The sequence below is a fragment of the Alteraurantiacibacter lauratis genome (assembly GCF_037154155.1).
Lineage (GTDB): Bacteria > Pseudomonadota > Alphaproteobacteria > Sphingomonadales > Sphingomonadaceae > Alteraurantiacibacter > Alteraurantiacibacter lauratis.
On the sequence record NZ_JBANRN010000001.1, the window covers coordinates 193,601 to 220,193 of the forward strand.

Consider the following 26,593-nt stretch of genomic DNA (forward strand, 5'->3'; position numbering starts at 1 on the left):
GCGCTCGCAAATGCTCGCTGATAAGGATCGCATCTTCACCAATGTCTATGGCTTCCAGCCGTGGAACCTTTCCGCTGCGCAGAAACGCGGCGATTGGGACAACACGAAAAAGCTGATGGAAGTCGGGCAAGACGCGATCATCGACGAGATCAAGGCGTCGGGGCTGCGCGGGCGCGGCGGGGCGGGCTTCCCCACCGGGATGAAGTGGTCCTTCATGCCCAAAGAGAGCAAAGACGGACGGCCCAGCTTCCTGGTGATCAATGCCGACGAATCCGAGCCGGGTTCGTGCAAGGACCGTGAGATCATCCGCCACGATCCGCACAAGCTGATCGAAGGCGCGCTCATCGCCGGGTTCGCGATGCGCGCGCGGGCGGCCTATATCTACATTCGCGGCGAATACATCCGCGAGGCCGAAACGCTGTTCGCCGCCGTGGCGGAAGCTTATGCAGCGGGTCTGCTGGGCAAGAACGCGGCCGGATCGGGCTATGATTTCGATGTCTTCGTCCACCGCGGCGCAGGCGCCTATATCTGCGGCGAAGAAACCGCGATGATCGAAAGCCTGGAAGGCAAGAAGGGCCAGCCGCGCTTGAAGCCGCCTTTCCCGGCAGGTGCGGGCCTTTATGGATGCCCCACCACGGTGAACAATGTGGAATCGATCGCCGTGGTGCCCACCATCTTGCGGCGCGGGGCCAGCTGGTTCGCCAGCTTCGGGCGCGAGAACAACAAGGGCACCAAGCTGTTCCAGATCAGCGGGCACGTGAACAAGCCCTGCGTGGTCGAAGAAGCGATGAGCATCACTTTCGAGGAGCTGATCGAGAAGCACTGCGGCGGCATTCGCGGCGGGTGGGACAATCTGTTGGCGGTGATCCCCGGCGGATCCTCGGTTCCGCTGGTGCCGGCCGAACAGATCCGCCACGCGCATATGGATTTCGATGGCTTGCGCGAACTCGGCTCCGGCCTTGGCACGGCGGGCGTCATCGTGATGGACAAGAGCACCGATATTGTCCGCGCGATCAGCCGCCTGTCCTATTTCTACAAGCACGAAAGCTGCGGCCAGTGCACGCCGTGCCGCGAAGGCACGGGCTGGATGTGGCGCGTGATGACACGGCTCGAAACCGGCGATGCGCGAGTCGAGGAAATCGACATGCTCCATCAGGTAACCAAGCAGGTCGAAGGCCATACGATCTGCGCGCTGGGCGATGCAGCGGCATGGCCGATCCAGGGCCTCATCCGCCACTTCCGCCCCGAAATCGAGCGCCGTATTGCGGAGCGTGAAGCCAAGTTTGCAGAGGCTGCCGAATAATGCTCAAGGTCACCGTAGACGGACAGGAAATCGAGGTTCCCGCCGGGGCAACCGTGCTGCAGGCGTGCGAGCTGGCGGGCAAGGAAATCCCGCGCTTCTGCTATCACGAACGGCTCAGCATTGCGGGCAATTGCCGCATGTGCCTGGTCGAGGTGAAGCCGGGGCCGCCCAAACCGCAGGCGAGCTGCGCGCTGCCCGCTGCCGAGGGGCAGGAGATCCGCACTGACAGCGAAATGGTCAAGAAGGCGCGGGAAGGCGTGATGGAGTTCCTCCTCATCAACCACCCACTTGATTGCCCGATTTGCGATCAGGGCGGCGAATGCGATTTGCAGGATCAGGCCATGGCCTATGGCCGGGGCGTCAGCCGCTATGACGAGAACAAGCGTGCGGTCACCGACAAATACATGGGTCCACTGATCAAGACCACGATGACGCGCTGCATCCACTGCACCCGCTGCGTCCGCTTTTCCGAAGAGATTGCGGGCGTGGACGAAATCGGCGCGCTCTATCGCGGCGAAGACATGCAGATCACGACCTATCTGGAAAAGGCCGCCAAGCACGAGCTGAGCGCCAATGTGATCGACCTCTGCCCGGTGGGCGCGCTCACCAGCAATCCCTACGCCTTCGAAGCGCGTCCGTGGGAGTTGAAGAAGACGCTGGGCATCGACGTGTCCGACGCGGTCGGCGCCAATATCCGCATCGACAGCCGCGGCCGCGAAGTGCTCCGCGTGTTGCCGCGCATCAATGATGATGTGAACGAGGAATGGATTTCGGACAAGGCGCGTTACCAGATCGACGGATTGACGCGCCGCCGACTCGACAAGGTCTGGATCCGCAAGAGTGGCAAGCTGGCCGAGGCAAGCTGGGAGGAGGCTTTCGAAAAGATCGCCGCAGCCAAGCCCGGCAATTCGATTGCCGCCGTGGCAGGCGATCTGCTTGATTGCGAGACCATGTTCGCCGCCAAGGCGCTGCTCGCCGCAAGCGGTTCATCGCTCCTGGAAAGCCGCCAGACGGGCATGGACTACGATTGTTCCAGCCTGTCGGCGATCAACTTCAATTCCGGTTTTGCCGGGATAGAAACAGCTGATGCGGTGCTGATTATCGGCAGCCATGTGCGCTGGGAAGCGCCGCTGGTGAATGTGCGCCTGCGCAAGGCGGCCAAGAACGGCGCAAAGGTCTTTGTGGTCGGGCCGGAATGGGAAACCACCTATCGCGCCACCTTCCTTGGCGCGGATGTTGCGGTGCTTGGCAATCTGCCTTCCGAAGTCACTGAGGCGCTGAAGAACGCCGCCCGTCCGGCGATTATCCTGGGCGGGGCGGGCTTTGCCGCCGGTGCTCATGCCGCTGCGCTCAAGCTGGCGCATGATCTGGGCGTCATCAAGGATGGCTGGAACGGCTTCAACGCGCTGCACATGGCGGCGGCGCGCATGGGTGCGGTCATGCTGGGCTTCGTGTCGAAGGGCGGGATAGCTGATCTGGCCGCCGCCAAGCCCAAGGTGCTGCTGGCGCTGGGCGCGGACGAGGTGGATTTCAGCAAATTCCCCGAAAGCCTCAAGGTCTATATCGGCCATCACGGTGACAAGGGTGCCCACGCGGCGGACATTGTGCTGCCAGCCAGCGCCTACACCGAAAAGCCCGGAACCTATGTGAACACCGAAGGCCGGGTGCAGCGCGCCGACAAGGCCGTGTTTGCACCGGGCGAAGCGCGCGAGGATTGGACGATCCTGCGCGCGCTCGCCGATGCGCTGGGCGTGACGGTAGGCTTTGACAGCTTCCACGAACTGCGCGCTGCAATGGTGGCCGCCGTGCCTGCGCTGGGTAACGAGGGCGAACGGGCCGATTACGGCGCGTTGCCTGCCAGTGTAGCCGGGCCGGAGAAGCCCGAAGGCGACATTCGCTATCCGATCAAGGATTTCTACCTCACCAACGCCATTGCCCGCGCCAGCGCGGTGATGCAGCGCTGTTCGGATGAACTGCTCCACGGCGTCGAGATGAAGGAGGCTGCGGAATGACCGCTTTCTTCCAATCGCTCGGCATGACCTATCAATGGGCCTGGTTCTTTGCGACCATGGCCGGGATTCTGCTGATCGCGCTGCCGCTGATGCTGGGCGTGGCCATGATCATCTATATGGACCGCAAGGTGTGGGCGGCGATCAATCTGCGGCGCGGGCCAAACGTGGTCGGTCCGTTCGGCCTGCTGCAAAGCTTTGCCGACGGCCTGAAGGTGTTCCTGCAGGAAACCATCATCCCCAGCGCGGCGAATAAGGGCCTGTTCCTGATCGCGCCGATCCTGACCTTTACCGTCGCGCTGCTCAGCTGGGCGGTGATCCCGTTCGGGCCCGAAGCGGTGCTGGCTGACATCAATGTCGGCCTGCTCTATATCTTCGCGGTCAGCTCGCTGGGTGTTTACGGTGTGGTGATTTCGGGCTGGGCGTCGAACTCCAAATACCCGTTCTTCTCCGCCATGCGTGCGTCCGCGCAGATGATTTCCTACGAAGTCTCGATCGGCTTCATCATCGTGTGCGTGGTGCTGTGGGCGGACAGCTTCAACCTCAATACGATCATCGAGGCACAGCGCGGCCACGGCCTCGGCTTCATCAACGGCTTCGTGTTCAACCCGCTGCTGTTCCCGATCTGGGTGATGTTCTTTATCTCGGCGCTCGCCGAAACGCAGCGCGTTCCCTTCGACCTGACCGAAGCGGAGAGCGAGCTGGTCGCGGGATACCAGACCGAATATTCGTCGATGTCCTTCGCGCTGTTCTGGCTGGGCGAATATGCCAACATCCTGCTGATGTGCGCGCTCTCGGCCATCCTGTTCTTCGGGGGCTGGTTGCCGCCGGTCGATTGGGAGCCGCTCTACGCCGTGCCGGGGATCGTTTGGCTGTTGTTGAAGATCCTGTTCTTCTTCTTCATGTTCAGCTGGGTGATGGCGACCGTGCCGCGGTATCGGTATGACCAGCTGATGCGCCTTGGCTGGAAGGTGTTCCTGCCGCTTTCGCTGATCTTCGTCTTCGTAGTATCGGGCTATCTGATGGCCACGGGGCATTATTCATGACCACTGTCGCACACCTCATCAAATCGTTCACCTTGTGGGAGTTCGTGAAGGCGCACGCCCTCACGCTGAAATATCTCTTCAAGCCCAAGGTGACGATCAACTATCCGTTCGAGAAGAACCCGCTTTCGCCCCGTTTCCGGGGTGAGCACGCGCTGCGCCGTTATCCCAATGGCGAGGAGCGCTGCATTGCGTGCAAGCTGTGCGAAGCGGTGTGCCCGGCGCAGGCGATCACCATCGAGGCGGAACCGCGCGAGGATGGCAGCCGCCGCACCACGCGATACGATATCGACATGACCAAGTGCATCTACTGCGGTTTCTGCCAGGAAGCCTGCCCGGTGGATGCCATCGTCGAGGGGCCGAACTTCGAATACGCGACCGAAACGCGCGAAGAACTGCTTTACGACAAGGCAAAGCTGCTGGCGAACGGGGACAAGTGGGAGCGTGCGATTGCCGCAAACCTTGAAGCCGACGCGCCCTATCGTTAAGCGCGCGGGCAATTGAACGGGGACTCATGATCCACACACTCGCCTTTTATCTGTTTGCGGTGATGGTCATCACCTCCGGCGCGCTGGTCGTGCTGGCCCGCAATCCGGTGCATTCCGTCCTGTGGCTGATTCTGGCCTTCTTCAACGCTGCTGGCCTGATGGTGCTGGTGGGGGCAGAGTTTATCGCGATGCTGCTGATCATCGTCTATGTCGGCGCGGTCGCAGTGCTGTTCCTGTTCGTCGTCATGATGCTGAACATCGATTTTGCCGAACTGCGCGCCGGTTTCATCAAGAACGCGCCGCTCGCCGCGCTTGTGGCGGTAGTGCTGTTTGTCGAACTTTTCGTGGCGATAGTGGCCGCCAATGCCGGCGGCGCGGTAACGCTGGGCACGCCTGATGGCAGCGCCGCACCGCTGCTGGGCGAGGGCAATACCGAGAATATCGGAGCGCTGCTCTACACGCGCTATGTGTTCCTGTTCGAACTGGCGGGCATCATCCTGCTGGTGGCGATGATCGGCGCAATCGTGCTGACGCACCGCGAAAGCCGCGCCACCCGCGCGCACCAGAACATCACCAAGCAGAACATGCGCCGGCCGGAAGACGCGACCGAACTGAAGCAACCTGAGGTGGGCAAGGGGGTCGAGCTGTGATCGGCGTCGAACATTACATCGTGGTCAGCTCGCTGCTGTTCGTGCTGGGCGTCATGGGCATTTTCCTCAACCGCAAGAACGTGATCGTCATTTTGATGGCGATCGAGCTGATCCTGCTGGCGGTGAATATCAATCTGGTGGCTTTCAGTGCCTTTCTGGGTGACCTGACGGGCCAGATTTTTGCCATGTTCGTGCTCACCGTGGCGGCTGCAGAGGCCGCCATCGGCCTCGCCATCCTGGTTATCTACTTCCGTCGCCGCGGCACGATTGCGGTCGACGATATCAGCCAGATGAAGGGATAACCCCGTCGTGTCTTCCTCCATCCTGATTATCGTTTTCGCGCCGCTGCTGGCCGCCCTGATTGCAGGGCTGGGCAACCGCGCCATTGGCAATACGGCTGCCAAGCTGATCACCACGGCCGGCTTGTTCCTGTCCTGCGCGCTGTCCTGGCCGATCTTCCTCGGCTTTGTGGCAGGCAATGCCGAGGCCACTGTTGTCCCCGTGCTCGACTGGGTGCGTTCAGGCGCGATGGAGTTCGACTGGGCTTTGCGCGTCGACACGCTGACGGCTGTCATGCTGGTGGTTATCACCAGCGTTTCGGCGCTCGTCCACCTCTACAGCTGGGGCTATATGGAGGAGGATCCGGATCAGCCGCGCTTCTTCGCCTATCTCTCGCTGTTCACCTTCGCCATGCTGATGCTGGTGACGGCGGACAATCTGGTGCAGATGTTCTTCGGTTGGGAAGGGGTGGGCCTTGCCTCCTATCTGCTGATCGGTTTCTGGTTCAAGAAGCCGTCGGCCAATGCCGCCGCGATCAAGGCCTTTGTGGTCAACCGCGTGGGCGACCTTGGCTTCATGCTGGGCATTTTCGGCACCTTCCTGGTGTTTCAGACCACCAGCATCCCCGCCATTCTTGACGCTGCGCCCGCAATGCAGGGGGTGAGCCACATCACCTTCCTTGGCATGCGGCTCGACACGATGACGATCCTGTGTCTGCTGCTGTTCATTGGCGCGATGGGCAAAAGTGCGCAGTTGGGCCTGCACACCTGGCTGCCTGACGCGATGGAAGGGCCGACGCCAGTTTCCGCGCTGATCCACGCCGCTACCATGGTGACTGCGGGCGTGTTCATGGTGTGCCGCCTGTCGCCGATGTTCGAGGCAGCCCCGATTGCGCTGGACGTTGTCACCTTCATCGGTGCAGCCACCTGCCTGTTTGCCGCCACGGTCGGCACCACGCAGTGGGACATCAAGCGGGTGATCGCCTATTCGACCTGCTCGCAGCTTGGCTACATGTTCTTCGCTGCCGGTGTTGGCGCCTATGGCGCGGCGATGTTCCACCTGTTCACGCACGCTTTCTTCAAGGCGCTGCTGTTCCTGGGCGCGGGCAGTGTGATCCATGCGATGCACCATGAACAGGACATGCGCTATTACGGCGGCCTGCGTAAGGAGATCCCGATCACCTTCTGGGCGATGATGGCTGGCACGCTGGCGATTACCGGCGTGGGCATCTATCATCTTGGCCTCGGTTTTGCGGGCTTCTTTTCGAAGGACGCGATCATCGAGGTGGCCTTTGCCAAGGGCACCGAGGTCGCGATGTTCGCCTTCTGGGTGGGCGTGTTCGCGGCGCTGCTGACCAGTTTCTATTCGTGGCGCCTGATGTTCCTTACTTTCTGGGGCAAGCCGCGCTGGGCGCAGAGCGAGCATATCCAGCACGCACTGCACGATGCGCACGGCCATGGACACGACGATCATACGCACGGCACCCATGGCCACGGCGAAGTGGAAGACAACGCCCCTGCGCAGGAACATGCCGGGCATGATGCGGCGCATTCGGTGCCCGACCCCGATCATCATGAAGGGACAGGCGGCTATCACCCGCATGAAAGCCCATGGGTGATGCTCACCCCGCTGGTGATCCTTTCAATCGGCGCGGTGGCGGCAGGCTATGTGTTCAAGGGTGCGTTCCTCGATAGCGCGGCCTTCTGGAACGGCTCCATCGCTTACAACGAGGCGCTGATGCACGCGATGCACGAAGTGCCGTATTGGGTGAAGTATTCGGCGCTGGTGGTGATGCTGATGGGCCTGCTGACGGCGTGGTATGGCTATATCCGCAACACCAGCTTTCCGGGGCAGGTGGCCGATCAGCTGGGGCCGATCTACCGCTTCGTCTACCGCAAGTGGATGTTTGACGAGCTGTATCACTTCGTCTTCGTCCTGCCTGCGCAGTGGCTGGGCCGCGTGTTCTGGCAGAAGGGCGATATCGGCGTGATTGACCGTTTTGGCCCCGATGGTGCCGCCTATGTGGTGGAGAAGGGTGCTATCCTCGCCAAGAAGGTCCAGTCGGGCTATCTCAATTCCTATGCTCTGGTGATGCTGCTCGGCCTTGTTGCCGCGATCAGCTGGGTGATTTTCGCATGAGCGGCTTTCCCATTCTTTCCGTGATGCTGCTGGTGCCGCTGCTGGGCGCAGTGGCGTGTTTCTTTGCGCAGGCGCAGATGGCACGCACCATTGCGCTGGTGGCGACGCTGGTGAACTTGGCGCTGGGCGTGGTGCTGTGGGCCAATTACGACATTGGCGGCGACCAGTGGCAGTTTGTCGAACGGGCAAACCTGTTTGCCGGCTTCCAGTGGGCGCTGGGGATCGATGGCATCGCGTTGATGCTCATCATGCTCAGCGTGTTCTTGATGCCGATCTGCATCCTGGCCAGCCATTCGATCGACAAGCGCGTGGGCGAATACATGGCGGCCTTCCTGTTCATGGAAGTGCTGATGGTGGGCACCTTCGCTGCGCAGGATCTGTTCCTGTTCTACATCATGTTCGAAGCCGGCCTGATCCCGATGTATCTGATAATCGGCATCTGGGGCGGGGCGGATCGCATTTACGCGAGCTACAAGTTCTTCCTCTACACTCTGCTCGGCTCGGTGCTGATGTTCATCGCCATGCTGTGGATGGCGCGTGAAGCGGGAACCACCGATATTCCCACGCTGATGCAGTACGATTTTGCGCCCTCCGCGCAGACATGGCTGTGGCTTGCCTTCTTTGCCAGCTTTGCCGTGAAGATGCCGATGTGGCCGGTGCACACCTGGCTTCCCGCGGCGCACGTGCAGGCTCCCACGGCGGGCTCTGTGATTCTGGCGGGCGTGCTTCTCAAGCTTGGCGGTTATGGATTCATCCGCTTCAGCCTGCCGATGTTCCCCGAAGCGAGCGTGCAGTTCATGTGGCTGGTCTTTGCGCTCAGCATGGTGGCGGTGGTTGTCACCAGCCTGATCGCGCTGGTGCAGCACGACATGAAGAAGCTGATCGCCTACAGCTCGGTCGCGCATATGGCGATTGTGACAGTGGGCCTGTTCGCCTTCAATGTGCAGGGGCTGGAAGGCGCAATGATCGTCATGCTGAGCCACGGCCTGGTGTCTGGCGCTCTGTTCCTGTGCGTGGGCATCATTTACGACCGGCTGCATACGCGTGAGATTGACCGCTATGGCGGATTGTCGATCAACATGCCGAAATACGCGCTGTTCTTCCTGCTGTTCACCATGGCGAGCATCGGCCTCCCCGGCACTAGCGGCTTTGTGGGCGAATTCCTGAGCCTTGCGGGCGTTTATCAGGTGTCGAGCTGGGTGGCCTTTGTCTGCACCACGGGCATCATTCTGGGGGCGGCCTATATGCTCTACCTTTACCGCCGGGTTTGTTTTGGCGAACAGAAGAATGCCGATGCGGCCGCGATGCCTGATCTGTCGCTGCGCGAATGGGTCATGCTGGGTCCGATTGCCGCCGCCGTTTTGTGGATGGGCGTGTATCCGGAGAGCTTCCTTGCGCCGATGCGCGCCGATATCGCTGCTCTCGATGCCCGTCTTGAACGGGTGAAGCCCGAAGGCGATGCGCGCCTGCGGATTGGCGAGGCGGCACCTGTCCAAATTGATGAACATGCAGCGCACGGGGGAGCGCACTGATGGATCTCACTTCTTCCCTCGGACTGGTCATTCCGGAACTGGTCCTCGCCTTGTCGGGCCTCATCATGCTGCTCTTTGCTGCGTGGGGCGGCAATGATGCCGCGCGCCCTGTTTCGATCGCCTCCTGCGTGGCGCTGGGCGGTGCCTTCTTCCTCGTTGCGCCGACGGTCTGCGCGGGGATGTCGGGTGCGGACACAATCGCCTTCTACGGCCAGCTGCGGATGGATGCCTTTGCCGGCTTCGCCAAGCTGCTGATTTATGCCGCCGCGGGCGCTGTGTTGGTGGTGGCGCCAGCCTGTTTCGACCGGATAAAGGCGTCGCGCCCCGAATTTGCCGTGCTGGTGCTGTTTTCGGCGCTGGGCATGAGCATCATGGTTTCGGCGACCGATCTGGTGGCGCTGTACATCGGCCTCGAACTCACCAGCCTTGCCTCCTATGTCCTCGCCGCGTTTCTGCGCGATGATGACAAGTCGGCTGAGGCGGGTCTGAAATATTTCGTGCTGGGCGCGCTGGCTTCGGGCATTCTCCTGTTCGGCTCCAGCCTGATTTACGGCTTTGCGGGGACGACTTCCTTCGGCGGCATCAATGCGGCGATGGCAGATGGCCTGTCGGGCGGTCTGCTCATGGGCGTGATTTTCGTTCTGGCAGGGCTGGCCTTCAAAATCAGCGCGGTGCCCTTCCATATGTGGACGCCCGATGTGTACGAAGGCGCGCCCACACCCGTCACCATGTTCTTCGCCAGCGCGCCCAAGGTTGCGGCGGTGGCACTGCTGGCGCGGGTCTCTTTGGAGGCATTTGGCAGCCAGCCCTTTGCCTGGCAGCAGATCGTCGGCTTTGCGGCGATAGCTTCCATCGTGGTGGGCGCTCTGGGTGCGATTGGTCAGGACAATATCAAGCGCCTGCTCGCCTTTTCGTCGATCAACAATGTTGGCTTCATCCTGATCGGCCTCGCCACGGCCAGCGTGGCGGGTGCCAGCGCGATGCTGGTTTACCTGGCGTTCTACACCGCCATGACGGTGGGAAGCTTCGTCGCTGTGATGATGCTGAAGGATGCAGACGGTAACCCGCTGGAGACCTTTGGCGACATCAAGGGACTTTCTACTACGCAGCCTGCCTTGGCCTGGTGCCTGCTGCTGATCATGTTCAGCCTTGCGGGCATTCCGCCGCTGATGGGCTTTTACGGCAAGCTGGTGGTGTTCCAAGCAGCGGTTGAGGCTAATTTGATTGCGCTGGCTGCGGTTGGCATTGCCGCAAGCGTGATTGGCGCGTTCTACTATCTCAAGTTCATCAAGGTGATGTTCTTTGACGAGGCCGTGGACCGCGTGAAGGGAAAGAGCGACTGGGCGCATTGGGCGCTTCTGGCGATCGCCACACTCGTGATTTCTCCGGTTGCATGGCTGGCGACGGGCTGGCTGGGCGGACTGGCAGACAACGCGGCGGCAACGCTGTTCTTTGCCGGTTGAGTTGAGCCCGCAGATCGACATCATTGCCGAGACGGGTTCGACCAATTCCGACCTACTGGCGCGCCTTGCCAAGGGCGAGACTCTGGCAGAAGGCTATTGGCTGATTGCCAATCGCCAGACGTCTGGGCGCGGGCGACAGGGGCGGGCCTGGCTTGACGCACCGGGCAATTTCATGGGCTCGACACTTGTGCACCTGCGGGAAGGCGACCCTCCTGTGTCAAGCCTGTCCTTTGTCGCCGCGCTCGCGGTCTATAGAGCTGCATCCGGACGCGTGGCCCGGCCGGAAACGCTGATACTCAAATGGCCCAACGATGTGCTGCTTTCGGGCGCCAAGTTCTGCGGCATTCTGCTCGAACGTGAGGGGCCATTCGCGGTGATTGGCATAGGTGTGAACCTTGCCGCCGCGCCGCGAATTGCGGGGCGTCAGACTCTTGCGCTGGCCGCGGTAGGGGCGCCGACTGATCGCAACCTGTTTGCCGCAGATCTGGCGCACAGCATGGCCGACGAATTGGCGCGCTGGCGCGAATATGGGGCGGGCCCCCTCCTCGCCCGCTGGGAAGCAGCGGCTCATCGGGCCGGCTCCCGGCTCAGCGTGCATTGCGCCACTGGCGAAAAGGTGAGCGGCACCTATATGGGACTGGCGGCTGACGGAGCCTTGCGCCTCGCCCTCGATGACGGCACCACGCAGGTCATCCATGCAGGCGATGTGATGCTGGAGAGGGATTGATGCTGCTCGCCGTCGATGTTGGCAACACCAATGTGGTTTTCGCCATGTTCGAAGGCGAAGCGATGCGCACCCGCTGGCGCATCGCCACCGATCCGCGCCGCACCGGCGATGAATACGCTGTCTGGCTGCTGCAATTGATGCAGATTGAAGGGCTTTCGCGCAGCGATGTCTCTACGATGATCGTGTGCAGCGTGGTTCCCCGTGCTCGCCACAATCTGGAGGTGCTGGCGCAGAAATATTTCGGTGTCGATCCGCTGTTTGCCGGCGAAGGCCCTGCTGCCTGGCCGTTTCCCATTCGGGTGGATGAACCACGCAGCCTTGGAGCCGACCGCGCGGTTAACGCCCTGGCGGCCCATGCGAAATATGAAGGCGATCTGATCGTGATCGACTTTGGCACCGCGACGACCTTTGATGTGGTGGACGCGCACGGCGCCTATCGCGGCGGGATCATTGCGCCGGGGATCAATCTGTCGCTGGATGCGCTGGTATCCAACACCGCCAAGCTGCCTCGCATCGCCATTGAACAACCGCGCAGTTCCAGCGTGATCGGCACAAATACCGAAGATCAGATGCTGATCGGCGTGTTCTGGGGCTATGTGGCGATGATGGAAGGGTTGATTGCACGCATCCGGGCCGAGATCGGCCGCCCGGCCAAGGTGATCGCCACGGGCGGGCTGGCCGTGCTGTTTGACCAGCACAGCGACATATTCGACGCCGTTGACGGCGATCTTACGTTGCAGGGGTTGGCCATGCTTGCCGCCCGCGCAGCAGGCTGAAAACCCAATCGGAACCGAGATGAGACGAGATTACACGCCTGAAGACGAATTGCTGTTCCTGGCGCTGGGCGGGTCGGGCGAGATTGGCATGAACGTCAATCTTTATGGCTGTCGGGGGCAATGGATGATGGTCGATCTGGGCATGAGTTTCGGCGCACAGGAATATCCGGGCACCGAACTGATGTTTGCCGATCTGCAGTTCATCGAAGATCGGGCCAAGGATCTTTGCGGTATCGTGCTGACCCACGCGCACGAGGATCATATCGGCGCAATCCCCTATTTCGCGGCTGATCTGGGGGTGCCGCTTTACGCAACACCCTTCACCGCCGACCTGATCCTGCGCAAGCTGGAAGAGGCGGGCAATGCCGACGCCATTGAACTGAATATTATCGAGGAGGAGGATGGCGCGTTCGATGTGGGGCCCTTCACTGTCCGCTATATCCCGCTCGCTCACTCGATTGCCGAGGGCAATGCGCTGCTGATCGAAACGCCGTTCGGCCGCATTTTCCACACTGGTGACTGGAAGCTGGACGAGGACCCGATCATTGGTGTGCCCGCCAGCGAGGATGAACTGTGCGCCCTCGGCGACGAGGGCATATTGGCGCTGGTGTGCGATTCCACCAATGTCTTCAATCCTGCGGCATCGGGTTCCGAAGGTGCGGTATATCAGGGCCTGCTGGAGGAAGTGCGCAAGCACAAGGGACGCCGCGTGCTCGTGACGACCTTCGCGTCCAATGTCGCGCGGCTCCAGACGCTGGGCGATGTAGCGCGCGAGACCGGGCGGAGCCTCTGCATTGCGGGGCGGTCGCTTGAACGCATTATCGAGGTGGCTCAGGCCAACGGTTATCTCGCTGACTTTCCGACACTGGTCGATTTTGATACCGCGATGGAGATGCGCCGGGGCGAGGTGCTGATCGTGGCAACCGGCGGGCAGGGGGAACCGCGCGCAGCATTGGCCCGCATTGCTGATGAGGCGCATCCGCTTTCGCTGGAAGAAGGTGATGTGGTGCTGTTTTCCAGCCGGGTCATTCCCGGTAACGAGCTGGCGATTGGCCGTATTCAGAACCAGCTCGCCGCGCGGGGCATAGTGATGGTCAGCGATCGGCAAAGTTTCATCCATGTTTCCGGCCATCCCGGAAGGCCCGAACTGGAGGCACTCTATTCCTGGATTCGCCCTGAAATCCTGGTGCCGGTGCACGGAGAAATGCGCCACATGATGGAGCAGGGCCGGCTCGGCAAGGCATGTGGCATTCCGCGCCAGATCGTGCAGAAGAATGGTGACATTGTGCGCCTTGCACCCGATGGCCCGGTCAAGCTGGCCGAAGTGACCAGTGGCCGTTTGGTGCTGGACGGCGATATCATCGTGCCCGCAGACGGCGAAGCAATAACGATGCGCCGTCGCATGGCGCGTGACGGCGTGGTCCTGGTTGTTCTGGAAAAGGGCGGAGCGGTGCAAGTGGATGGCATCGGATTGCCGCTGGATGAAGATTATCCCGCGTTCGTGGAGGAGGCGGTGGAGGACGTGAAGCGCGCCCTGACCGGTTTGCGCGGGGCGGCGGCGCGTGATCGCGCGACCGTCAGCGAGGCGGCGCGGCTTGCCGCGCGCCGGGCAGCGCAGCGCTGGTCAGGCAAGAAACCGCAGGTGCGCGTAATCCTGCCAACGGAGGCGAATGCGCAATGAAGCTGACCTCGATCATCGCGATCTATTTGCTCTTCTGGGTGATGAGCGCCTTCGTCCTGCTGCCCTTTGGCGTCAAGACGCCCGACGAAGCAGGAATTGCCAAAGTGCCTGGGCAGGCGGAAAGCGCGCCGGTCAATTTCCGTCCCGGTCGCGTGGCCTTGCGCGCCACGCTGCTTTCCGCAGTGCTGACGGGCCTGTATATCGCCAATTATATCCAAGGCTGGATCACCGTGGATGACATCAACTTCTTCGGCACCCCGCCGGGATATGGCGAAAGCTGACGGCCGCAACGGCTTAAGGAACGGGATCAGCGACGGGTGGTCAGTCGCGCAGCCGCTCAATCGCCTGCGCCAGAGCCACGTAGAGCTTGCCAATATCGGACGAAAGAATCGTCACCGCCAGGGCGTTGCCGTCGCGGGTGGAAAGCACCGTGCGCAGCATTGCCTCGAAATCGTGAATGTAGCGGTTCACCGTCTCGCGGATTTGCGGATCCTGTTCGTAAATGCCCATCACCGCGCGCGCTTCGCCATTGTCGAGCAGCCGCACGGCGCGCCGGGTGAAGATGCCGCGATCGCCGCGCAGATAGCTGGCCCAGGCGGTGTCGGCGACTTCGGCATCGAACACGCGGGCGATGTCGATCGAGGCGGAATTGAGGCTTTCGGTTATCAGCGCCATGCGTCGCGTGAAATCGGTATCGACCTGTTCCTCGGCCTGCGCGCGGGCTTGCGCCACGCGGCTTTCCAGATTGGCGGCGAGCTGGTTCACCTTGGCGAGCTGGTCGCGCAACTGCACCGCTACTGCGCGGCCCTGTTCGGCAGCGTTGCGCGAGGCCTCGTCCATTTCGCTGAGCGCGTTGCGGCCTGCCTCACGCAGCGTCTCTTCAAGCGTTGCGCCGGCGTCCTTTCCGATTTGGCGGGCCAGGTTGCGCACGGCTTCGCTCTCGCGTTCCTGCAAATTGCTGAGGCTCTGCGTAACGGCCTCCTCAAGAGCGGCGATGGCGTTGCGCAGCTCGCCCTGCGCGCTGTCGGCCAGATCGCGCGTTTGGCCGGCAATGCGGGCCAGATTGTTCTCCAGAATTCCGAGCGTTTCCAAGGATGTGCCGGCACCCTGTCTGGCCTCGGCCACATGTCCAGCCAGTGCTGCGCCGCGCGCTTCGGCCTCGGCAATCGTGTCGCGTAGGGCCAGGCTTCTGGTCTCGAAAGCCGATAAGCGACTTTCCGCCTTGGCGATCGAGTCCGACAAATCGTTTTCGGAATGTTCGGAACTGGCCCGGATGATTTCCAGCAAACGCACGCTGTCATCGGTCAGGCGTGAGACAAAGCTGCGGCTTTCTTCCATGATGGCGCGGCTTTGCGACAGGCGTTCGACCAGCGTCTCGGCCGCTTCGCCCAATTGCGCGCTTTCCGTTCGCCCCTTGCCGAACAGCCGGGAAAGTTCGGCATCAAAGGCATTGAGTCGGCCGGCAAGTTCTTCGCTTCGCCGGGCTACATCGGCCAGATGGGCGATGTGCGCCTCGTCACGGCGGCGCGCTTCGGCATCGAAGCGCTCAAGCCGCGCTTGCAGCGTGGCAAGCGCATCCGCCTCGGCCTGAGCGGCTTCCTCGCGGCGGCGCGCAATTTCCGCATCGAAGGCGGCCATGCTATCCACAATGGCGCGGTCCACGCGCTGTCCGGCCTGCGTCAGGGCTTCCATGCGTTCGCGCGCATTGCCGATGGCGGATTGGTCGAGGGCGGCAAGTTGCTCGATCGCGGAAGTGGTATCCTGCTGTAACTGCGCCACCGCCTGTTCCCAGCGGCTGCGTGCTTCCTCTTGCCCTTCAAGCAATGTGCCGGTGAGGCGTTCGCCCTTTCGGCCGAGTTCTGCCAGATGCTCCTCGAAGCGCGACAGAATGTCCGAAAGCCGTACGCGCAGAGCCTCGACTTGGCGCCCGCTTGCCTCGCCAAAATCGTTGAGACGCTGGAAAGCGGCAACCATCTCGTCGAGCTGACTCTGGGCTGTGTTCCCGGCATGGCCGATCTGGTTGGCGACATCGCGCGCCGAATTGGAAATAACCGGCAATTGGTCGCGCAGCCTGTTCATATTGGCCAGCGCGTTGTCGCTGACCTGCCCAATGGCGGCAACCTGCTCGCCATTTTCGCGGATCAGATCCTGCAAGGCCGCCGCGTTTTGCGACAGGCGGTCACTTGCCACGCGGCCCAGCGCTTCCAGATCGCGCGACTGGGAAGCGATGAAATCGCGGGCCAGGCTCAGTTCGCGATTCACCGCCGCCAAGCGCGCTTCCAGCTGCGCCGATTCGGCGGCCAGCAATTTCGCTGCACTGGCAAAGCGCGCGGCCTCACGCGTGGAGTTGCGCATGGCAAGCAGCCACAGACCGATAACCAGCACGACGGGCAGCGACCAGCTTCCGATCCAGCCGACCCATTGCTGCGGACTTGCCGGCACCAGGATTGTCGCACGGTTGGCCCAGATGAAAAAGCCCGTCCAGCCTATCACCGCGCCAGCCGCCAGAAGCGGAAATACCCAGCCAAACCGGGAAGAGGGGACAGAAGGTTCCGCCCCTTCATGCCAATCGGCATTGCCAGCGTCGGAATACTCCGTGTCGCCATGCATATCACTGGCGGTCACCGGGGTGCCTTCATCCGCGGAATGGCTATCCAGGGCGAGCAGGTTCTTGCGTCGGTTCATGTCACGCTGGATACCAGCCCCGGCCTTACCTTTAAAGCCGCCTTAACGCGTGATCGCTATCTGCTTGCCGTGTGAACCACGACAAGGGCGATTTCGAGGCCAATCTGGCCGCCGCAGCAGGCAACGACCCGGCCTTGGCCGCGGAGCTGCGCGCCTGCTTTGTCGAAAGCCTCGACAATCAGCGTGACTTGCTGGCGCGTGCGCGGTGTGATGGCAACTGGGAGGTATCGGCCTTGCGGCTGCGCAGCCTTGGTGCCAGTTTCCACGCGCATGGGTTGATTGCGCTCGCGGCAGAGGCTCTGGAAAGCGCACCGGGGGATCCAGTCGTGCTGCGCAAGCTGGCCGCGTTCAGCCAAAGCCTGAAAGAGCAGGCCTGACCGCGCGGTTCCCGCTGACTGCTTGGCAGCGGGGCGGCGGGCGCGTAACCTGCGGGCGTGTTCGCAAAACCCCTGAAACCTCCTGCCGCTGCGCAAATGGGGCCAACTGGCGCCCTTGCCGTGTTGGTGACGCTCGACGCGCCAGTGCCTGACAAGGTGGACCTGCGCCTGTTTGGCCGGACAGCAGCGGAGCGGCAGGTGGAATGTGCTGCCGCACTGGGATGCCGCGAAGTATGGGTTATTGGCGCGCTTGGCAGCAGGCGCGCCGTTGCCCTGCGTCATCTTGCCGAAGGGCTGGGGCTGCGCTTTCGCGAGCTGGGCGGGCCGCACACATTGGCAGAGGTGGCCGTGCCGGGCGAGCGGTTGCTGGTTTTTGAAGCCGGCCTGATGCCCGATTTGTCCGCCTGGCCGCGGGATGCCGACCCGTCCGGCGGGATGCGGCATGGGGCCGTGCTGACATTTCCGGCCGAGGTGGCTGTGGGTGCGGGGTTTGAGCGGATTGATTTTGCTCGCGCCTGGGCCGGGGCCTTGCTGATACCCGGTGCGCTGGTGTCGCGTTTGCGCGATCTCCCAGAGGATGCGGAGGCGACCTCGGCCCTGCTGCGCATTGCCTTGCAGGCGGGGATCCCGACATGCCCGGTCGACCCCGCGCGTATGCAGGACGGTAGCTGGTTCGTTCCGGCGGACGCTGCTGCCGTTCGGTCAGCCGAACAAAACTGGATTTGGCGGCAGACCATCCCCCCACCCGGATCATCTCTGTCTGCGCACCTTGCCAGCCTCGCGATCAGGCGGACAGGTTCGCGTCTGATTGCCCGCAGCGAGGCGTTTCCGGCTGTGCTGGCATCGGCTTTGCTGCTCCTGCCGCTGGGTATCTGGTTGTGCGCAGATGCGCTTGCGGCGGCCGGATTCGGCGCGCTGGCGCTGGCCGCCCCATTGCTGGAGGCGGCCTTTATGTTGCGCCAATCGCAGGATGCGCGCCTCGGCCCGCTGGCGAGCCGTGGACGGGAATGGCGATGGCTGCGCGGCTTGCTCGACAGTGCGCTGCTGTTCGCAGGGATGTTGGCCATCGCGGGTGATCCAGTCGAGCAGATATTTGCCCCGCTGGTCCTGCTGGCGGCTTTTCACGGCGGCCTCCCCGATGCCCGTGCGCCTGGGCAGGTGCTGCGGGACAGGGGGCTGGCAGCCTTGGTGGTGGCGATAGGCGCATTGTTGCATTCGGCGCAGGCTGGAATCATGATCGCCGCCCTCGGCTTTCTGGCGCTCAACATGCTCCAGTTGCGGAAGAGTAGCCCCGCACGCGAAGGATAACTCCGGCTTAACCACAAGCGGCTATGCGGTGTAGGATGAGCGACGAGATCACCTTGGCCCCACGTATCGATGATGTGGAGGCGCGGCTGCGCGAACGGCTGTTGGCCGGTGATGCGGTGCTGGCCGATGCCCGCCCGGTGTTGCGCCATCTCTTGACCTGCCGTGATGCCGCGATGTTCAGCGATGAAGTGCTGGCCCGCGTGCGCGGGGCGGTGCATCATCTGGCGCGGCAATTGCTGTTTGCCCGTGCCATCGCTGGCGCAGTCTCCGATCCATCCGAAATGCCCGATGCGTGGGAGGCCGATCTGGCGGCACGGCTGATGGATGATACGCGCCTTCTTGCGCATCTTCACAGCCTCACGCTGGAGGCAATGCTGACCGAATTGCTCCACCAGCGCAGCAATTTCGACCCCGTGCTTTCCCCGCTGCTGCAGGAACTTGCCGCTTCTCCCGAAGACGGTGTTCCTGCGCTGGCAATGCGCACAGTAGCGGCGCAGGCGCGGTTCATGCAGGCGCATCGCCGCATGGAATTGCCCCTTGGCGAATTGCCGGGCGATCTGTTCCATTCCGCCGTGCTGGCAATGCGCAACCAGGCGGGCGACGATGCCAGCGGCGCGTTGGCCGAAGCTGCCTTGCGCCGCCAGTTTGACGAAGCGCAGAGCCGCCTTGGCCTGATGACGCGCCTGGTTATGTGGCTTGGTCGCAAGGCTCCTCGCGCACTTGCGGTGGACCATGCGGGGCTGGCGCTGTTTACCACCGCCCTCGCCATGGCAACGGCGCAGGACAGGGGCCTGATTGTCCAAACCTTTGGCGAAGGTCAGAAGGCGCGGTTTGCCCTCTGCCTGCGGGCGGCCGGGCTGGGGCAGGACAAGGTGCAGCAGCATTTCCTGTATTTTCACCCCGATGCAACACCGCCGGAAGATCTCGACTGGATTACGCCCGACCACGCCTCGACGCTGTTGGCATCGTCCAGCCTTGCCAAGACCGACGCGGCATGAGCCAGAACGCGCTTCCCAAGGCCGAGGCCCGCACCGATGCGCAGGATTACCTGACCGCAGCGGATGAGCCGCTGGCGAGCCTTCACCGGCGCAGCGGCGGCACCATTCCCGGCCCGATCGTCACGCCTGCTTTGCTCGAACTGGTGCGCAAGGCGCGCGGCTATGGCCTGCGTCTTGCCCGGCCGATCACGGCAAGGGATGGCGACGAACAGATCAGCGTCTGGGCCGAAGTGGAGCCGGATACGCAAGGGCAGGGCTGCCGCATCGCTCTGTCAGGCTGGCAGGCGCACCCGGTTGACTCGCCTGAATTGCATACAGATCGCGCGCAGCATCTCGCCGTCGCCCGGCAAAGCGCCGAATTCTCCGCCCGTCTTGGGCCGCGCCAAGAGGTGCTGGCCGGGCAGGGCACTGCCCCGGATACAGCGGAACTGGAGCAGGCATTTTCCGCCGGAGTGGGGCGGGCCTGGACCGATTTTGTCGAACTGGAAGGGGCGATCCACCACCAGCCCGTGCACTGGCGGCTGCTGGATGGCGCGCGGTTGCGCTTTGCGGGTTCGCAGCGGGATTGGCGCGCAACCTTGGCGCCCCTTGGCGAGGCGAGCGGGGAATTGGGCGGGTTCGATCTGCTGCTCTGCCCGGAACAGCCATTAGCTGAAAGTGCTGGCCCTGCGCCGCATGATCGTCCTGCCCCAACGCCGCGCAGTCGCGGCCCTGGGATCGGGCGCGACATCGCGCCGGTCCTGCGCCAGCCGGTCTCGCGCATTATCGCCAATGCAGAGACGATCCGCACGCGCATGGCCGGGCCGTTGGCGGATGAATATGCCAGCTATGCCGCCGATATAGCCAATGCCGGCGAACATTTGCTGGCGTTGATCGACGACCTGACCACGCTCGACATGGTGGAGGACGAGGATTTCAGCCCCGCCCCCGACCATATCGACCTTGCCGATGTGGCACGGCGGGCGGCGGGCATTCTTGGCGTCCGCGCGCGTGATCGCGGCATAAATGTGGATGCTCCCAAGAAAGATGAAAGCGCGCCAGCCATCGGCGAGTTTCGCCGTGTGCTGCAAATCCTGCTCAACCTGCTCGGCAATGCGATCCGCTACGCGCCCGAAGGTTCCTGCGTGTGGCTGCGTGTCGAAAGCGAGGGCGGCCGCGCACGGGTGATCGTGGCCGATCAGGGTGAGGGGCTGGATGCCGATCAGCAGGAACGCGTGTTCCGCAAATTCGAACGGCTTGGCCGCAGTGGTGACGGTGGATCGGGGCTGGGCCTGTATATCTCGCGCCGTCTGGCCCATGCGATGCAAGGCAGCCTTACGGTGGAAAGTGCACCCGGCCAAGGCGCGCGCTTCATTCTCGATTTGCCGGCGGACACCAAAGCATCCGCCGACTGATCCTCTTCCCTCAGCGCTTGTCGAGCGGAACGTAATCGCGCTGCGTCGGCCCGGTGTAGAGCTGGCGGGGGCGGCCGATCTTCTGACCGGGATCCGAAATCATCTCGTTCCACTGCGCCACCCAGCCCACGGTCCGTGCCAGAGCGAAAAGCGCGGTGAACATGGTGGTGGGGAAGCCGATGGCCGACAGGATGATGCCCGAATAGAAGTCCACATTGGGGAACAGCTTCTTTTCGATGAAATAATCATCCGACAGCGCCAGTTCCTCCAGCCGCAAGGCGGTTTCGAACAGCGGATCAGTCACTTTCAGCGCGTCGAACACTTCGCGCACGGTCTTCTGCATCACCGTGGCGCGCGGGTCATAGTTCTTGTAGACACGGTGGCCAAAGCCCATCAGACGGAACGGATCGTTCTTGTCCTTCGCCCGCTCGATGTAATGCGGGATCTTGTCAGGCGTGCCGATTTCCTTGAGCATATTGAGCGCCGCTTCGTTCGCTCCGCCATGCGCCGGGCCCCACAGGCAGGCAATACCCGCCGCAATGCAGGCAAACGGATTGGCGCCCGACGAACCGGCGAGGCGCACGGTCGAGGTCGATGCGTTCTGTTCGTGATCGGCATGGAGGATGAAAATCCGGTCCATCGCCCGCTCTACCGCCGGGATAACCTCGTAGGGTTCTGCCGGAACGCCAAAGGTCATTTTCAGGAAATTGCCGGTGTAAGACAGGCTGTTGTCCGGATACTGGAAGGGCTGGCCCACCGAATATTTGTAGGCCATGGCCGCAATCGTCGGCATTTTGGCGATCAGGCGATGGCTGGCGATCCGGCGCTGCACCGGATCGGAAATGTCGGTGCTGTCGTGATAGAAGGCGGACAATGCACCCACCACACCGCACATCACGGCCATCGGGTGCGCGTCGCGGCGGAAACCGCGGTAGAATTGCAGCAGCTGCTCGTGCAGCATGGTGTGGCGGGTGATCGTGTTCTCGAATGTATCCAGTTCGTCCTTGCTGGGCAGTTCGCCGTTCAGCAGAAGATAGGCGACTTCCATGAAGCTGGAATGTTCGGCCAGCTGCCCGATGGGATAGCCCCGGTGCAGCAGCACGCCTTCCTCGCCATCAATGAAGGTCAGCGCACTTTCGCAGCTCGCCGTTGAGGTGAATCCCGGATCATAGGTGAACAGCCCTGTCTGGGCATAGAGCTTGCGGATATCCACCACATCCGGGCCGGTTGTGCCTGCCATGACCGGAAAATCATGGGTCTGGCCGCCGACGGTCAGCTGCGCTTTCTTGTCCGTCAATTCATGTCTCCTAAGCTGCACCAAATATGTTTGTGTCAGAGTTGCTGCCCATTACGCTTGCGCCTGCGCGGTGATCCGCGCCAGGCTTTCTTCCCGGCCAAGCAGAACCAAAACGTCGAAAATCCCCGGCGAGGTCGTCTGCCCCGTCAGCGCCGCGCGCAGAGGCTGCGCGAGCTTGCCAAGTCCGACCCCCAGCTCCTCGGCATAGGCCTTCAGATTGGCCTCCAGCGCTTCAATTGTCCAGTCCGATTCCGCCTGAAACCGGTTTGCTATAATGGCCAGCCGTGCCCGTGCATCGCCATCCAGCAGCGCTTCAGCGCTCGCGTCGATGGGTATGGGATGAGGCACGAACAGGAACTTCGCGCCGTCGGCCAGCTCGTTCATGTCCTTGGCGCGCAGCTTAAGCACAGGCATGGCCTGCACCAGCAATGCCAGATCCGCCTGCGCGCCAATGCGGGCGGCGGCAAGTTCGGCTAGCCGCGCATCATCCGCCGCGCGGATATAGTGGCCGTTCATGTTGAGCAGTTTTTTGATGTCAAAACGCGAAGGGCTCTTGCCGACGCCCGCCAGATCGAACAACGCAACGGCTTCTTCGCGGGTGAACTCTTCCTTGTCGCCATGGCCCCAGCCAAGCCTCAGCAGGTAATTGAACAGTGCTTCGGGCAGGATGCCCAGCTCGTCGCGATAGGCATCGACGCCCAAGGCACCATGCCGCTTGGACAGTTTAGCCCCGTCATTGCCGTGGATCAGCGGGATATGGGCATAGACCGGTTCCGGCCAATCCATCGCGCGGATGATCGTCAACTGCCGGAACGCGTTGTTGAGGTGGTCGTCACCCCGGATCACATGGGTCACGCCCATGTCGTGGTCGTCCACCACCACGGCGAGCATATAAGTGGGTGTGCCATCAGAACGCAGCAGGATGAAATCATCCAGCTCGGCATTCTGCACGGTAACATCCCCCTGCACGGCATCAGCGATCGTCGTTTCGCCCGATTTTGGCGCCTTGATGCGCACGACATAGGGGACATCGGCGGGCCAGCTTTCGGGTGCGGCATCACGCCATTCGCTGTCGATACGGAAAGGGCGGCGTTCGGCTTGCGCCTTCTCCCGCCGCTCAGCAAGTTGCTCTGGCGTGAGATAGCAGCGATAGGCATGACCGGCATCGAGCAATTGGTGCGCGACCTCGGCATGCCGGGCGGAACGGGCGAACTGGAACACCGGTTCCTCGTCCCCGCCAAGGCCCAGCCAGTCCAGTCCGTCAAAAATCGCCGCAATAGCCGCTTCGGTGGAACGCGCGCGGTCGGTATCCTCGATCCGCAGCAGGTATTTCCCGCCATGGTGGCGGGCGAACAGCCAGTTGAACAGCGCCGTGCGCGCCCCGCCAATGTGCAAATAGCCAGTGGGTGAGGGGGCAAAGCGAGTCACGACCGGGCGGGCGCCCATGTTCTCCGTGACTGATCCCGCTGCGCCGCCACTTGCCATAAGCTGTTGTTTCCTGTCCTATCCGATGATGGCAACACGCCCGACGCCACTGGTCCCTATGGGGGAGGAGACCGGCGATGCTGCAATGCGGCAATCGCCTTGGCTCAGGCGCGTCAATTTGTCCAGCATGGCGGACGACGCGGAAAGATTTCTCGAAGGCGCGGGTTTTGACCGCGGGCCGTGGCTTGCCGTGATCCTTGCCGGGGGAATAGCTGCGTGGCTGGTTCTGCCTGGCCCTGCCGCATGGCTGGCTGCGATGGCTGGGGGCATTTTCCTGTGTCTTGGCGCGCTTGCCGCGTGGCGCGGGCGGGAGAACAGGGGGCACCTCGTGATGGCCTGCGTGACGGCGGGGCTGGTCTTTGCCGGCGGTGTGGGCACAATCTGGGCGCGATCGACTTTGGTTGGCTTGCCCGGTATCGAGCGGGCGATGTTCGGCCGCTTCGATGCCCGCATTCTCCAGCGGATCGAGCAGCCGGCAGAGGGGCGCACACGCCTTGTGCTGGCCATCCGCGATCCTGAGACGTCCGAACCGATGAAGGTGCGCGTCAATCTGCCGCTGGCGATGGACGATCCAGCCTTTCTCCCCGGCGCGGTTGTGCGCGTACAGGCGCGACTGATGCCGCCTGCGCCGCCCATGCTGCCCGGCAGCTACAACTTTGCCCGCGCTGCGTGGTTTGAAGGGCTGGCAGCGACGGGTTCGGTCACGGCACCGCCAGTTCTGTTGGCGACGAGCCGGCAGGAATCGCTGCTGGCGGCCACCAAGCGACGCCTTTCGGCCCATGTGCGGGCGCAGCTTGCTGGCCCCGCAGGATCCATCGCAGCCGCGCTCGCGAGCGGAGATCGCGGTGCCATCAGCCTCGCGGACGAGGAGGCCATGCGCGATTCGGGCCTCACGCATCTGCTTTCCATCAGCGGACTGCATGTGACGGCATTGATCGGCGGAGCCTATCTGCTCGCTTTGCGGCTGCTCGCCTTGTGGCCGTGGCTGGTGCTGCGGGTGCGCTTGCCGCTTCTGGCCGCGGGTGTGGGCGCGGGGGCAGGCATATTTTACACGCTATTAACCGGAGCCGAAGTGCCAACGGTTCGCAGCTGCATTGCCGCGTTGCTGGTGCTGGGTGCGCTGGCCATGGGGCGCGAGGCCCTTTCGCTGCGGATGGTGGCCGCAGCAGCGGGGGCGGTATTGCTGCTGTGGCCTGAAGCGCTGGTGGGTCCGAGCTTCCAGATGAGTTTCGCCGCAGTGATCGCAATCGTGGCGCTGCATGGGGCGGAGCCGGTGCGCCGGTTCCTGGCCCCGCACGAAGAAAGTCTTGCCCGCAAATATGCGCGGCGCACATTCATGCTGCTGGTCACCGGGATCGTGATTGAAATCGCCCTGATGCCGATTGTGATGTTCCATTTTCACCGGGCCGGCACTTATGGCGCGCTGGCGAATGTGGTTGCGATCCCGCTTGTCACCTTCGTTTCGATGCCGCTGATCGCGCTGGCCCTGTTCCTCGATCTTGCCGGTCTGGGGGCGCCGGTCTGGTGGCTGGCGGGCAAGACGCTCGACCTCCTCCTCACAATTGCTCGGTTCACCGCCGATCAGCCGGGCGCAGTCAAGCTGATGCCGCAAATGGGCCGCGGGACATTTGCGCTGTTTGTCGTCGGTGGTTTGTGGCTGGCGCTGTGGAAAGGCAAGGCCAGACTGGCGGGACTGCTGCCCGTGGGGATGGCAAGCGTGATGATGGCGTTCACCCCGGTGCCTGATATTCTGATTTCGGGCGATGGGCGCCATGTGGGCATCACCGGAGAGAATGACGGGCTCCTCTTGCTGCGGCCAAGCCGCAGTTCCTATGTCACCGACAATTTCATGGAGCTGGCAGGGGTAAAGGGCATACCAATACCTTTGTCGGAATGGCCGGGCGCTGATTGCACGGGCGACTTCTGCGTTGTAACACTCAAGCGCGCAGGCCGCGATTGGCATATCTTGATGAGCCGCAGCCGTAACCAGGTGGCTGAAAGATCATTGGCGGCAGCGTGCGAGAGGGCAGATATTGTCGTTTCAGATCGCTGGCTCCCGTCAAGTTGCCGCCCGCGCTGGATCAAGGCAGACCGGCGCAGTCTTTCCGAAACGGGCGGTCTTGCGATCAATCTGTCTGGCCCAACAATGCGCAGCGTGGCGCAAGAGCAAGGCGAACATGGTTGGTGGCGTGGGGGTTAAGCTGCGTCTGGAGCCTATTCCCCCACGCAAATCTTCAGTGGTAGCGTCGCAGCAGGCCTGCAAGCCTGCCCTGAACCTGCACTTCGTGATCGTCATAGATCTGCGGATCATAGGCTCCATTGGCCGGATCAAGCCGGATCTTGCCGCCTTCATGTCGCAGATATTTGAGCGTTGCCTCTTCGTTGCGGATAAGCGCGACGACGATTTCGCCATCGCGTGCGGTGTTGGTCTTTTTCACCAGCGCATAGTCGCCATCGAGAATCCCTGCCTCGATCATGGAATCGCCGGACACTTCCAGCGCGTAATGTTCGCCTGAACCCAGCAGGGCAGCGGGCACAGGAAGTGATTGCTGCCCCTCCAATGCCTCGATCGGAACGCCAGCTGCAATCCGACCGTGGAGCGGCAAATTGATCACATCGTTGGCTGCGGACGGGACGGTGCGCGGCGCGCCCACATTACCCACCACCGCATCATTGGCCGCAGCCCGCATCCGCGGTGCGCGCGTGGCCGATACATCGTCGGGCTGCTTGAGCACTTCAAGCGCGCGGGCGCGATTGGCCAGTCGGCGGATGAAGCCGCGTTCTTCCAGCGCAGAAATCAGCCGGTGCACGCCCGACTTTGACTTGAGATCGAGCGCTTCCTTCATTTCCTCAAACGAGGGAGAAATGCCGGTCTCCTCCAGCTTCCTTTGGATGAAGACGAGCAGTTCACGCTGCTTGGCTGTAAGCATGGGCCTGTTCCCTGATCTTCCGTTCCAAT

The 26,593-nt window shown here is 62.6% G+C and carries 22 protein-coding genes; 18 read left to right on the top strand and 4 right to left on the bottom strand.

The features are described 5' to 3' along the window. The first annotated feature begins 10 nt into the window (after nucleotides 1-10). From nuoF to WFP39_RS00965, 13 genes are read left to right on the top strand one after another with little or no spacing between them, the layout of a single operon-like run. Nucleotides 11-1,303, top strand: a complete 1,293-nt coding sequence (gene nuoF, locus WFP39_RS00905; protein ID WP_336917229.1) for an NADH-quinone oxidoreductase subunit NuoF — start codon at nucleotides 11-13, stop codon at nucleotides 1,301-1,303. Next, a complete protein-coding gene (nuoG, locus tag WFP39_RS00910; RefSeq protein ID WP_336917230.1) occupies nucleotides 1,303-3,315 on the top strand; it encodes an NADH-quinone oxidoreductase subunit NuoG in 2,013 nt (670 codons plus the stop codon). The genes nuoF and nuoG overlap by 1 nt, the downstream gene beginning before the upstream one ends. Next, nucleotides 3,312-4,358: an NADH-quinone oxidoreductase subunit NuoH gene (gene nuoH, locus WFP39_RS00915; RefSeq protein WP_336917231.1), complete on the top strand. Its 1,047-nt coding sequence runs from the start codon at nucleotides 3,312-3,314 to the stop codon at nucleotides 4,356-4,358. The genes nuoG and nuoH overlap by 4 nt, the downstream gene beginning before the upstream one ends. Then, nucleotides 4,355-4,843: an NADH-quinone oxidoreductase subunit NuoI gene (gene nuoI / locus WFP39_RS00920; RefSeq protein WP_336917232.1), complete on the top strand. Its 489-nt coding sequence runs from the start codon at nucleotides 4,355-4,357 to the stop codon at nucleotides 4,841-4,843. The genes nuoH and nuoI overlap by 4 nt, the downstream gene beginning before the upstream one ends. A 26-nt stretch (nucleotides 4,844-4,869) precedes the next feature. Then, a complete protein-coding gene (locus tag WFP39_RS00925; RefSeq protein WP_336917233.1) occupies nucleotides 4,870-5,493 on the top strand; it encodes an NADH-quinone oxidoreductase subunit J in 624 nt (207 codons plus the stop codon). Beyond that, nucleotides 5,490-5,795: an NADH-quinone oxidoreductase subunit NuoK gene (gene nuoK / locus WFP39_RS00930; protein ID WP_336917234.1), complete on the top strand. Its 306-nt coding sequence runs from the start codon at nucleotides 5,490-5,492 to the stop codon at nucleotides 5,793-5,795. The genes WFP39_RS00925 and nuoK overlap by 4 nt, the downstream gene beginning before the upstream one ends. A gap of 7 nt (nucleotides 5,796-5,802) precedes the next feature. Continuing rightward, nucleotides 5,803-7,911 (top strand): NADH-quinone oxidoreductase subunit L, encoded by a 2,109-nt coding sequence (gene nuoL, locus WFP39_RS00935; RefSeq protein ID WP_336917235.1) that lies wholly within the window; start codon nucleotides 5,803-5,805, stop codon nucleotides 7,909-7,911. Continuing rightward, the gene (locus WFP39_RS00940; RefSeq protein ID WP_336917236.1) at nucleotides 7,908-9,443 is read left to right on the top strand and encodes an NADH-quinone oxidoreductase subunit M; all 1,536 of its coding nucleotides are present in this window, start codon (nucleotides 7,908-7,910) and stop codon (nucleotides 9,441-9,443) included. Before nuoL ends, WFP39_RS00940 begins: the two co-directional genes overlap by 4 nt. Continuing rightward, nucleotides 9,443-10,906: an NADH-quinone oxidoreductase subunit NuoN gene (nuoN, locus tag WFP39_RS00945; RefSeq protein ID WP_336917237.1), complete on the top strand. Its 1,464-nt coding sequence runs from the start codon at nucleotides 9,443-9,445 to the stop codon at nucleotides 10,904-10,906. Before WFP39_RS00940 ends, nuoN begins: the two co-directional genes overlap by 1 nt. A gap of 1 nt (nucleotide 10,907) precedes the next feature. Further along, nucleotides 10,908-11,633 (top strand): biotin--[acetyl-CoA-carboxylase] ligase, encoded by a 726-nt coding sequence (locus WFP39_RS00950; RefSeq protein WP_336917238.1) that lies wholly within the window; start codon nucleotides 10,908-10,910, stop codon nucleotides 11,631-11,633. Then, nucleotides 11,633-12,409, top strand: a complete 777-nt coding sequence (locus WFP39_RS00955) for a type III pantothenate kinase (RefSeq protein WP_336917240.1) — start codon at nucleotides 11,633-11,635, stop codon at nucleotides 12,407-12,409. The genes WFP39_RS00950 and WFP39_RS00955 overlap by 1 nt, the downstream gene beginning before the upstream one ends. A 19-nt stretch (nucleotides 12,410-12,428) precedes the next feature. Further along, nucleotides 12,429-14,090 (top strand): ribonuclease J, encoded by a 1,662-nt coding sequence (locus WFP39_RS00960; protein ID WP_336917241.1) that lies wholly within the window; start codon nucleotides 12,429-12,431, stop codon nucleotides 14,088-14,090. Next, on the top strand, nucleotides 14,087-14,371 hold the full coding sequence (locus WFP39_RS00965) for a DUF1467 family protein (RefSeq protein WP_336917242.1): 285 nt from the start codon (nucleotides 14,087-14,089) through the stop codon (nucleotides 14,369-14,371). The genes WFP39_RS00960 and WFP39_RS00965 overlap by 4 nt, the downstream gene beginning before the upstream one ends. A gap of 40 nt (nucleotides 14,372-14,411) precedes the next feature. Here the strand turns inward: WFP39_RS00965 and WFP39_RS00970 are convergent, their stop codons facing one another. Further along, nucleotides 14,412-16,775: a coiled-coil domain-containing protein gene (locus WFP39_RS00970; RefSeq protein ID WP_336917243.1), complete on the bottom strand. Its 2,364-nt coding sequence runs from the start codon at nucleotides 16,773-16,775 to the stop codon at nucleotides 14,412-14,414. Nucleotides 16,776-16,846: 71 nt separating this feature from the next. On the opposite strand from WFP39_RS00970, the gene WFP39_RS00975 reads away from it, so the two are divergent. Genes WFP39_RS00975 through WFP39_RS00990 form a run of 4 tightly spaced genes read left to right on the top strand, consistent with a single transcriptional unit; the run spans nucleotide 16,847 to nucleotide 20,852 of the window. Next, nucleotides 16,847-17,152, top strand: a complete 306-nt coding sequence (locus tag WFP39_RS00975) for an Hpt domain-containing protein (RefSeq protein WP_336917244.1) — start codon at nucleotides 16,847-16,849, stop codon at nucleotides 17,150-17,152. Between the two features lie 57 nt (nucleotides 17,153-17,209). Then, nucleotides 17,210-18,460, top strand: a complete 1,251-nt coding sequence (locus WFP39_RS00980; RefSeq protein ID WP_336917245.1) for a hypothetical protein — start codon at nucleotides 17,210-17,212, stop codon at nucleotides 18,458-18,460. A 35-nt stretch (nucleotides 18,461-18,495) separates the two neighbouring features. Then, on the top strand, nucleotides 18,496-19,458 hold the full coding sequence (locus WFP39_RS00985) for a hypothetical protein (protein ID WP_336917246.1): 963 nt from the start codon (nucleotides 18,496-18,498) through the stop codon (nucleotides 19,456-19,458). After that, nucleotides 19,455-20,852, top strand: coding sequence for a sensor histidine kinase (locus tag WFP39_RS00990; protein WP_336917247.1), 1,398 nt, complete (start codon nucleotides 19,455-19,457; stop codon nucleotides 20,850-20,852). Before WFP39_RS00985 ends, WFP39_RS00990 begins: the two co-directional genes overlap by 4 nt. Before the next feature lie 10 nt (nucleotides 20,853-20,862). Here WFP39_RS00990 and WFP39_RS00995 read toward each other — a convergent pair whose 3' ends face one another. Then, nucleotides 20,863-22,149, bottom strand: coding sequence for a citrate synthase (locus WFP39_RS00995; protein WP_336917248.1), 1,287 nt, complete (start codon nucleotides 22,147-22,149; stop codon nucleotides 20,863-20,865). Between the two features lie 51 nt (nucleotides 22,150-22,200). Further along, nucleotides 22,201-23,634, bottom strand: a complete 1,434-nt coding sequence (gene gltX / locus WFP39_RS01000; RefSeq protein WP_336917249.1) for a glutamate--tRNA ligase — start codon at nucleotides 23,632-23,634, stop codon at nucleotides 22,201-22,203. Nucleotides 23,635-23,662: 28 nt separating this feature from the next. Between gltX and WFP39_RS01005 the strand changes: the two genes are divergently transcribed. Further along, the gene (locus WFP39_RS01005; RefSeq protein WP_336917250.1) at nucleotides 23,663-25,834 is read left to right on the top strand and encodes a ComEC/Rec2 family competence protein; all 2,172 of its coding nucleotides are present in this window, start codon (nucleotides 23,663-23,665) and stop codon (nucleotides 25,832-25,834) included. A 34-nt stretch (nucleotides 25,835-25,868) separates the two neighbouring features. Here WFP39_RS01005 and lexA read toward each other — a convergent pair whose 3' ends face one another. Continuing rightward, nucleotides 25,869-26,564, bottom strand: coding sequence for a transcriptional repressor LexA (gene lexA / locus WFP39_RS01010; protein ID WP_336917251.1), 696 nt, complete (start codon nucleotides 26,562-26,564; stop codon nucleotides 25,869-25,871). Nucleotides 26,565-26,593: the final 29 nt, after the last annotated feature.

Excerpts from the sequence above, each read along its gene's own strand:
- nuoH (WP_336917231.1), top strand. The coding sequence starts at position 3,312 with ATGACCGCTTTCTTCCAATCGCTCGGCATGACCTATCAATGGGCCTGG.
- gltX (WP_336917249.1), bottom strand. The coding sequence starts at position 23,634 with ATGGCAAGTGGCGGCGCAGCGGGATCAGTCACGGAGAACATGGGCGCC.
- WFP39_RS00965 (WP_336917242.1), top strand. The coding sequence starts at position 14,087 with ATGAAGCTGACCTCGATCATCGCGATCTATTTGCTCTTCTGGGTGATG.
- nuoG (WP_336917230.1), top strand. The coding sequence starts at position 1,303 with ATGCTCAAGGTCACCGTAGACGGACAGGAAATCGAGGTTCCCGCCGGG.
- lexA (WP_336917251.1), bottom strand. The coding sequence starts at position 26,564 with ATGCTTACAGCCAAGCAGCGTGAACTGCTCGTCTTCATCCAAAGGAAG.
- WFP39_RS00990 (WP_336917247.1), top strand. The coding sequence starts at position 19,455 with ATGAGCCAGAACGCGCTTCCCAAGGCCGAGGCCCGCACCGATGCGCAG.
- WFP39_RS00970 (WP_336917243.1), bottom strand. The coding sequence starts at position 16,775 with ATGAACCGACGCAAGAACCTGCTCGCCCTGGATAGCCATTCCGCGGAT.
- nuoF (WP_336917229.1), top strand. The coding sequence starts at position 11 with ATGCTCGCTGATAAGGATCGCATCTTCACCAATGTCTATGGCTTCCAG.
- WFP39_RS00985 (WP_336917246.1), top strand. The coding sequence starts at position 18,496 with ATGAGCGACGAGATCACCTTGGCCCCACGTATCGATGATGTGGAGGCG.
- WFP39_RS00925 (WP_336917233.1), top strand. The coding sequence starts at position 4,870 with ATGATCCACACACTCGCCTTTTATCTGTTTGCGGTGATGGTCATCACC.
- nuoN (WP_336917237.1), top strand. The coding sequence starts at position 9,443 with ATGGATCTCACTTCTTCCCTCGGACTGGTCATTCCGGAACTGGTCCTC.
- WFP39_RS00960 (WP_336917241.1), top strand. The coding sequence starts at position 12,429 with ATGAGACGAGATTACACGCCTGAAGACGAATTGCTGTTCCTGGCGCTG.
- nuoI (WP_336917232.1), top strand. The coding sequence starts at position 4,355 with ATGACCACTGTCGCACACCTCATCAAATCGTTCACCTTGTGGGAGTTC.
- WFP39_RS00955 (WP_336917240.1), top strand. The coding sequence starts at position 11,633 with ATGCTGCTCGCCGTCGATGTTGGCAACACCAATGTGGTTTTCGCCATG.
- WFP39_RS01005 (WP_336917250.1), top strand. The coding sequence starts at position 23,663 with ATGGCAACACGCCCGACGCCACTGGTCCCTATGGGGGAGGAGACCGGC.
- WFP39_RS00940 (WP_336917236.1), top strand. The coding sequence starts at position 7,908 with ATGAGCGGCTTTCCCATTCTTTCCGTGATGCTGCTGGTGCCGCTGCTG.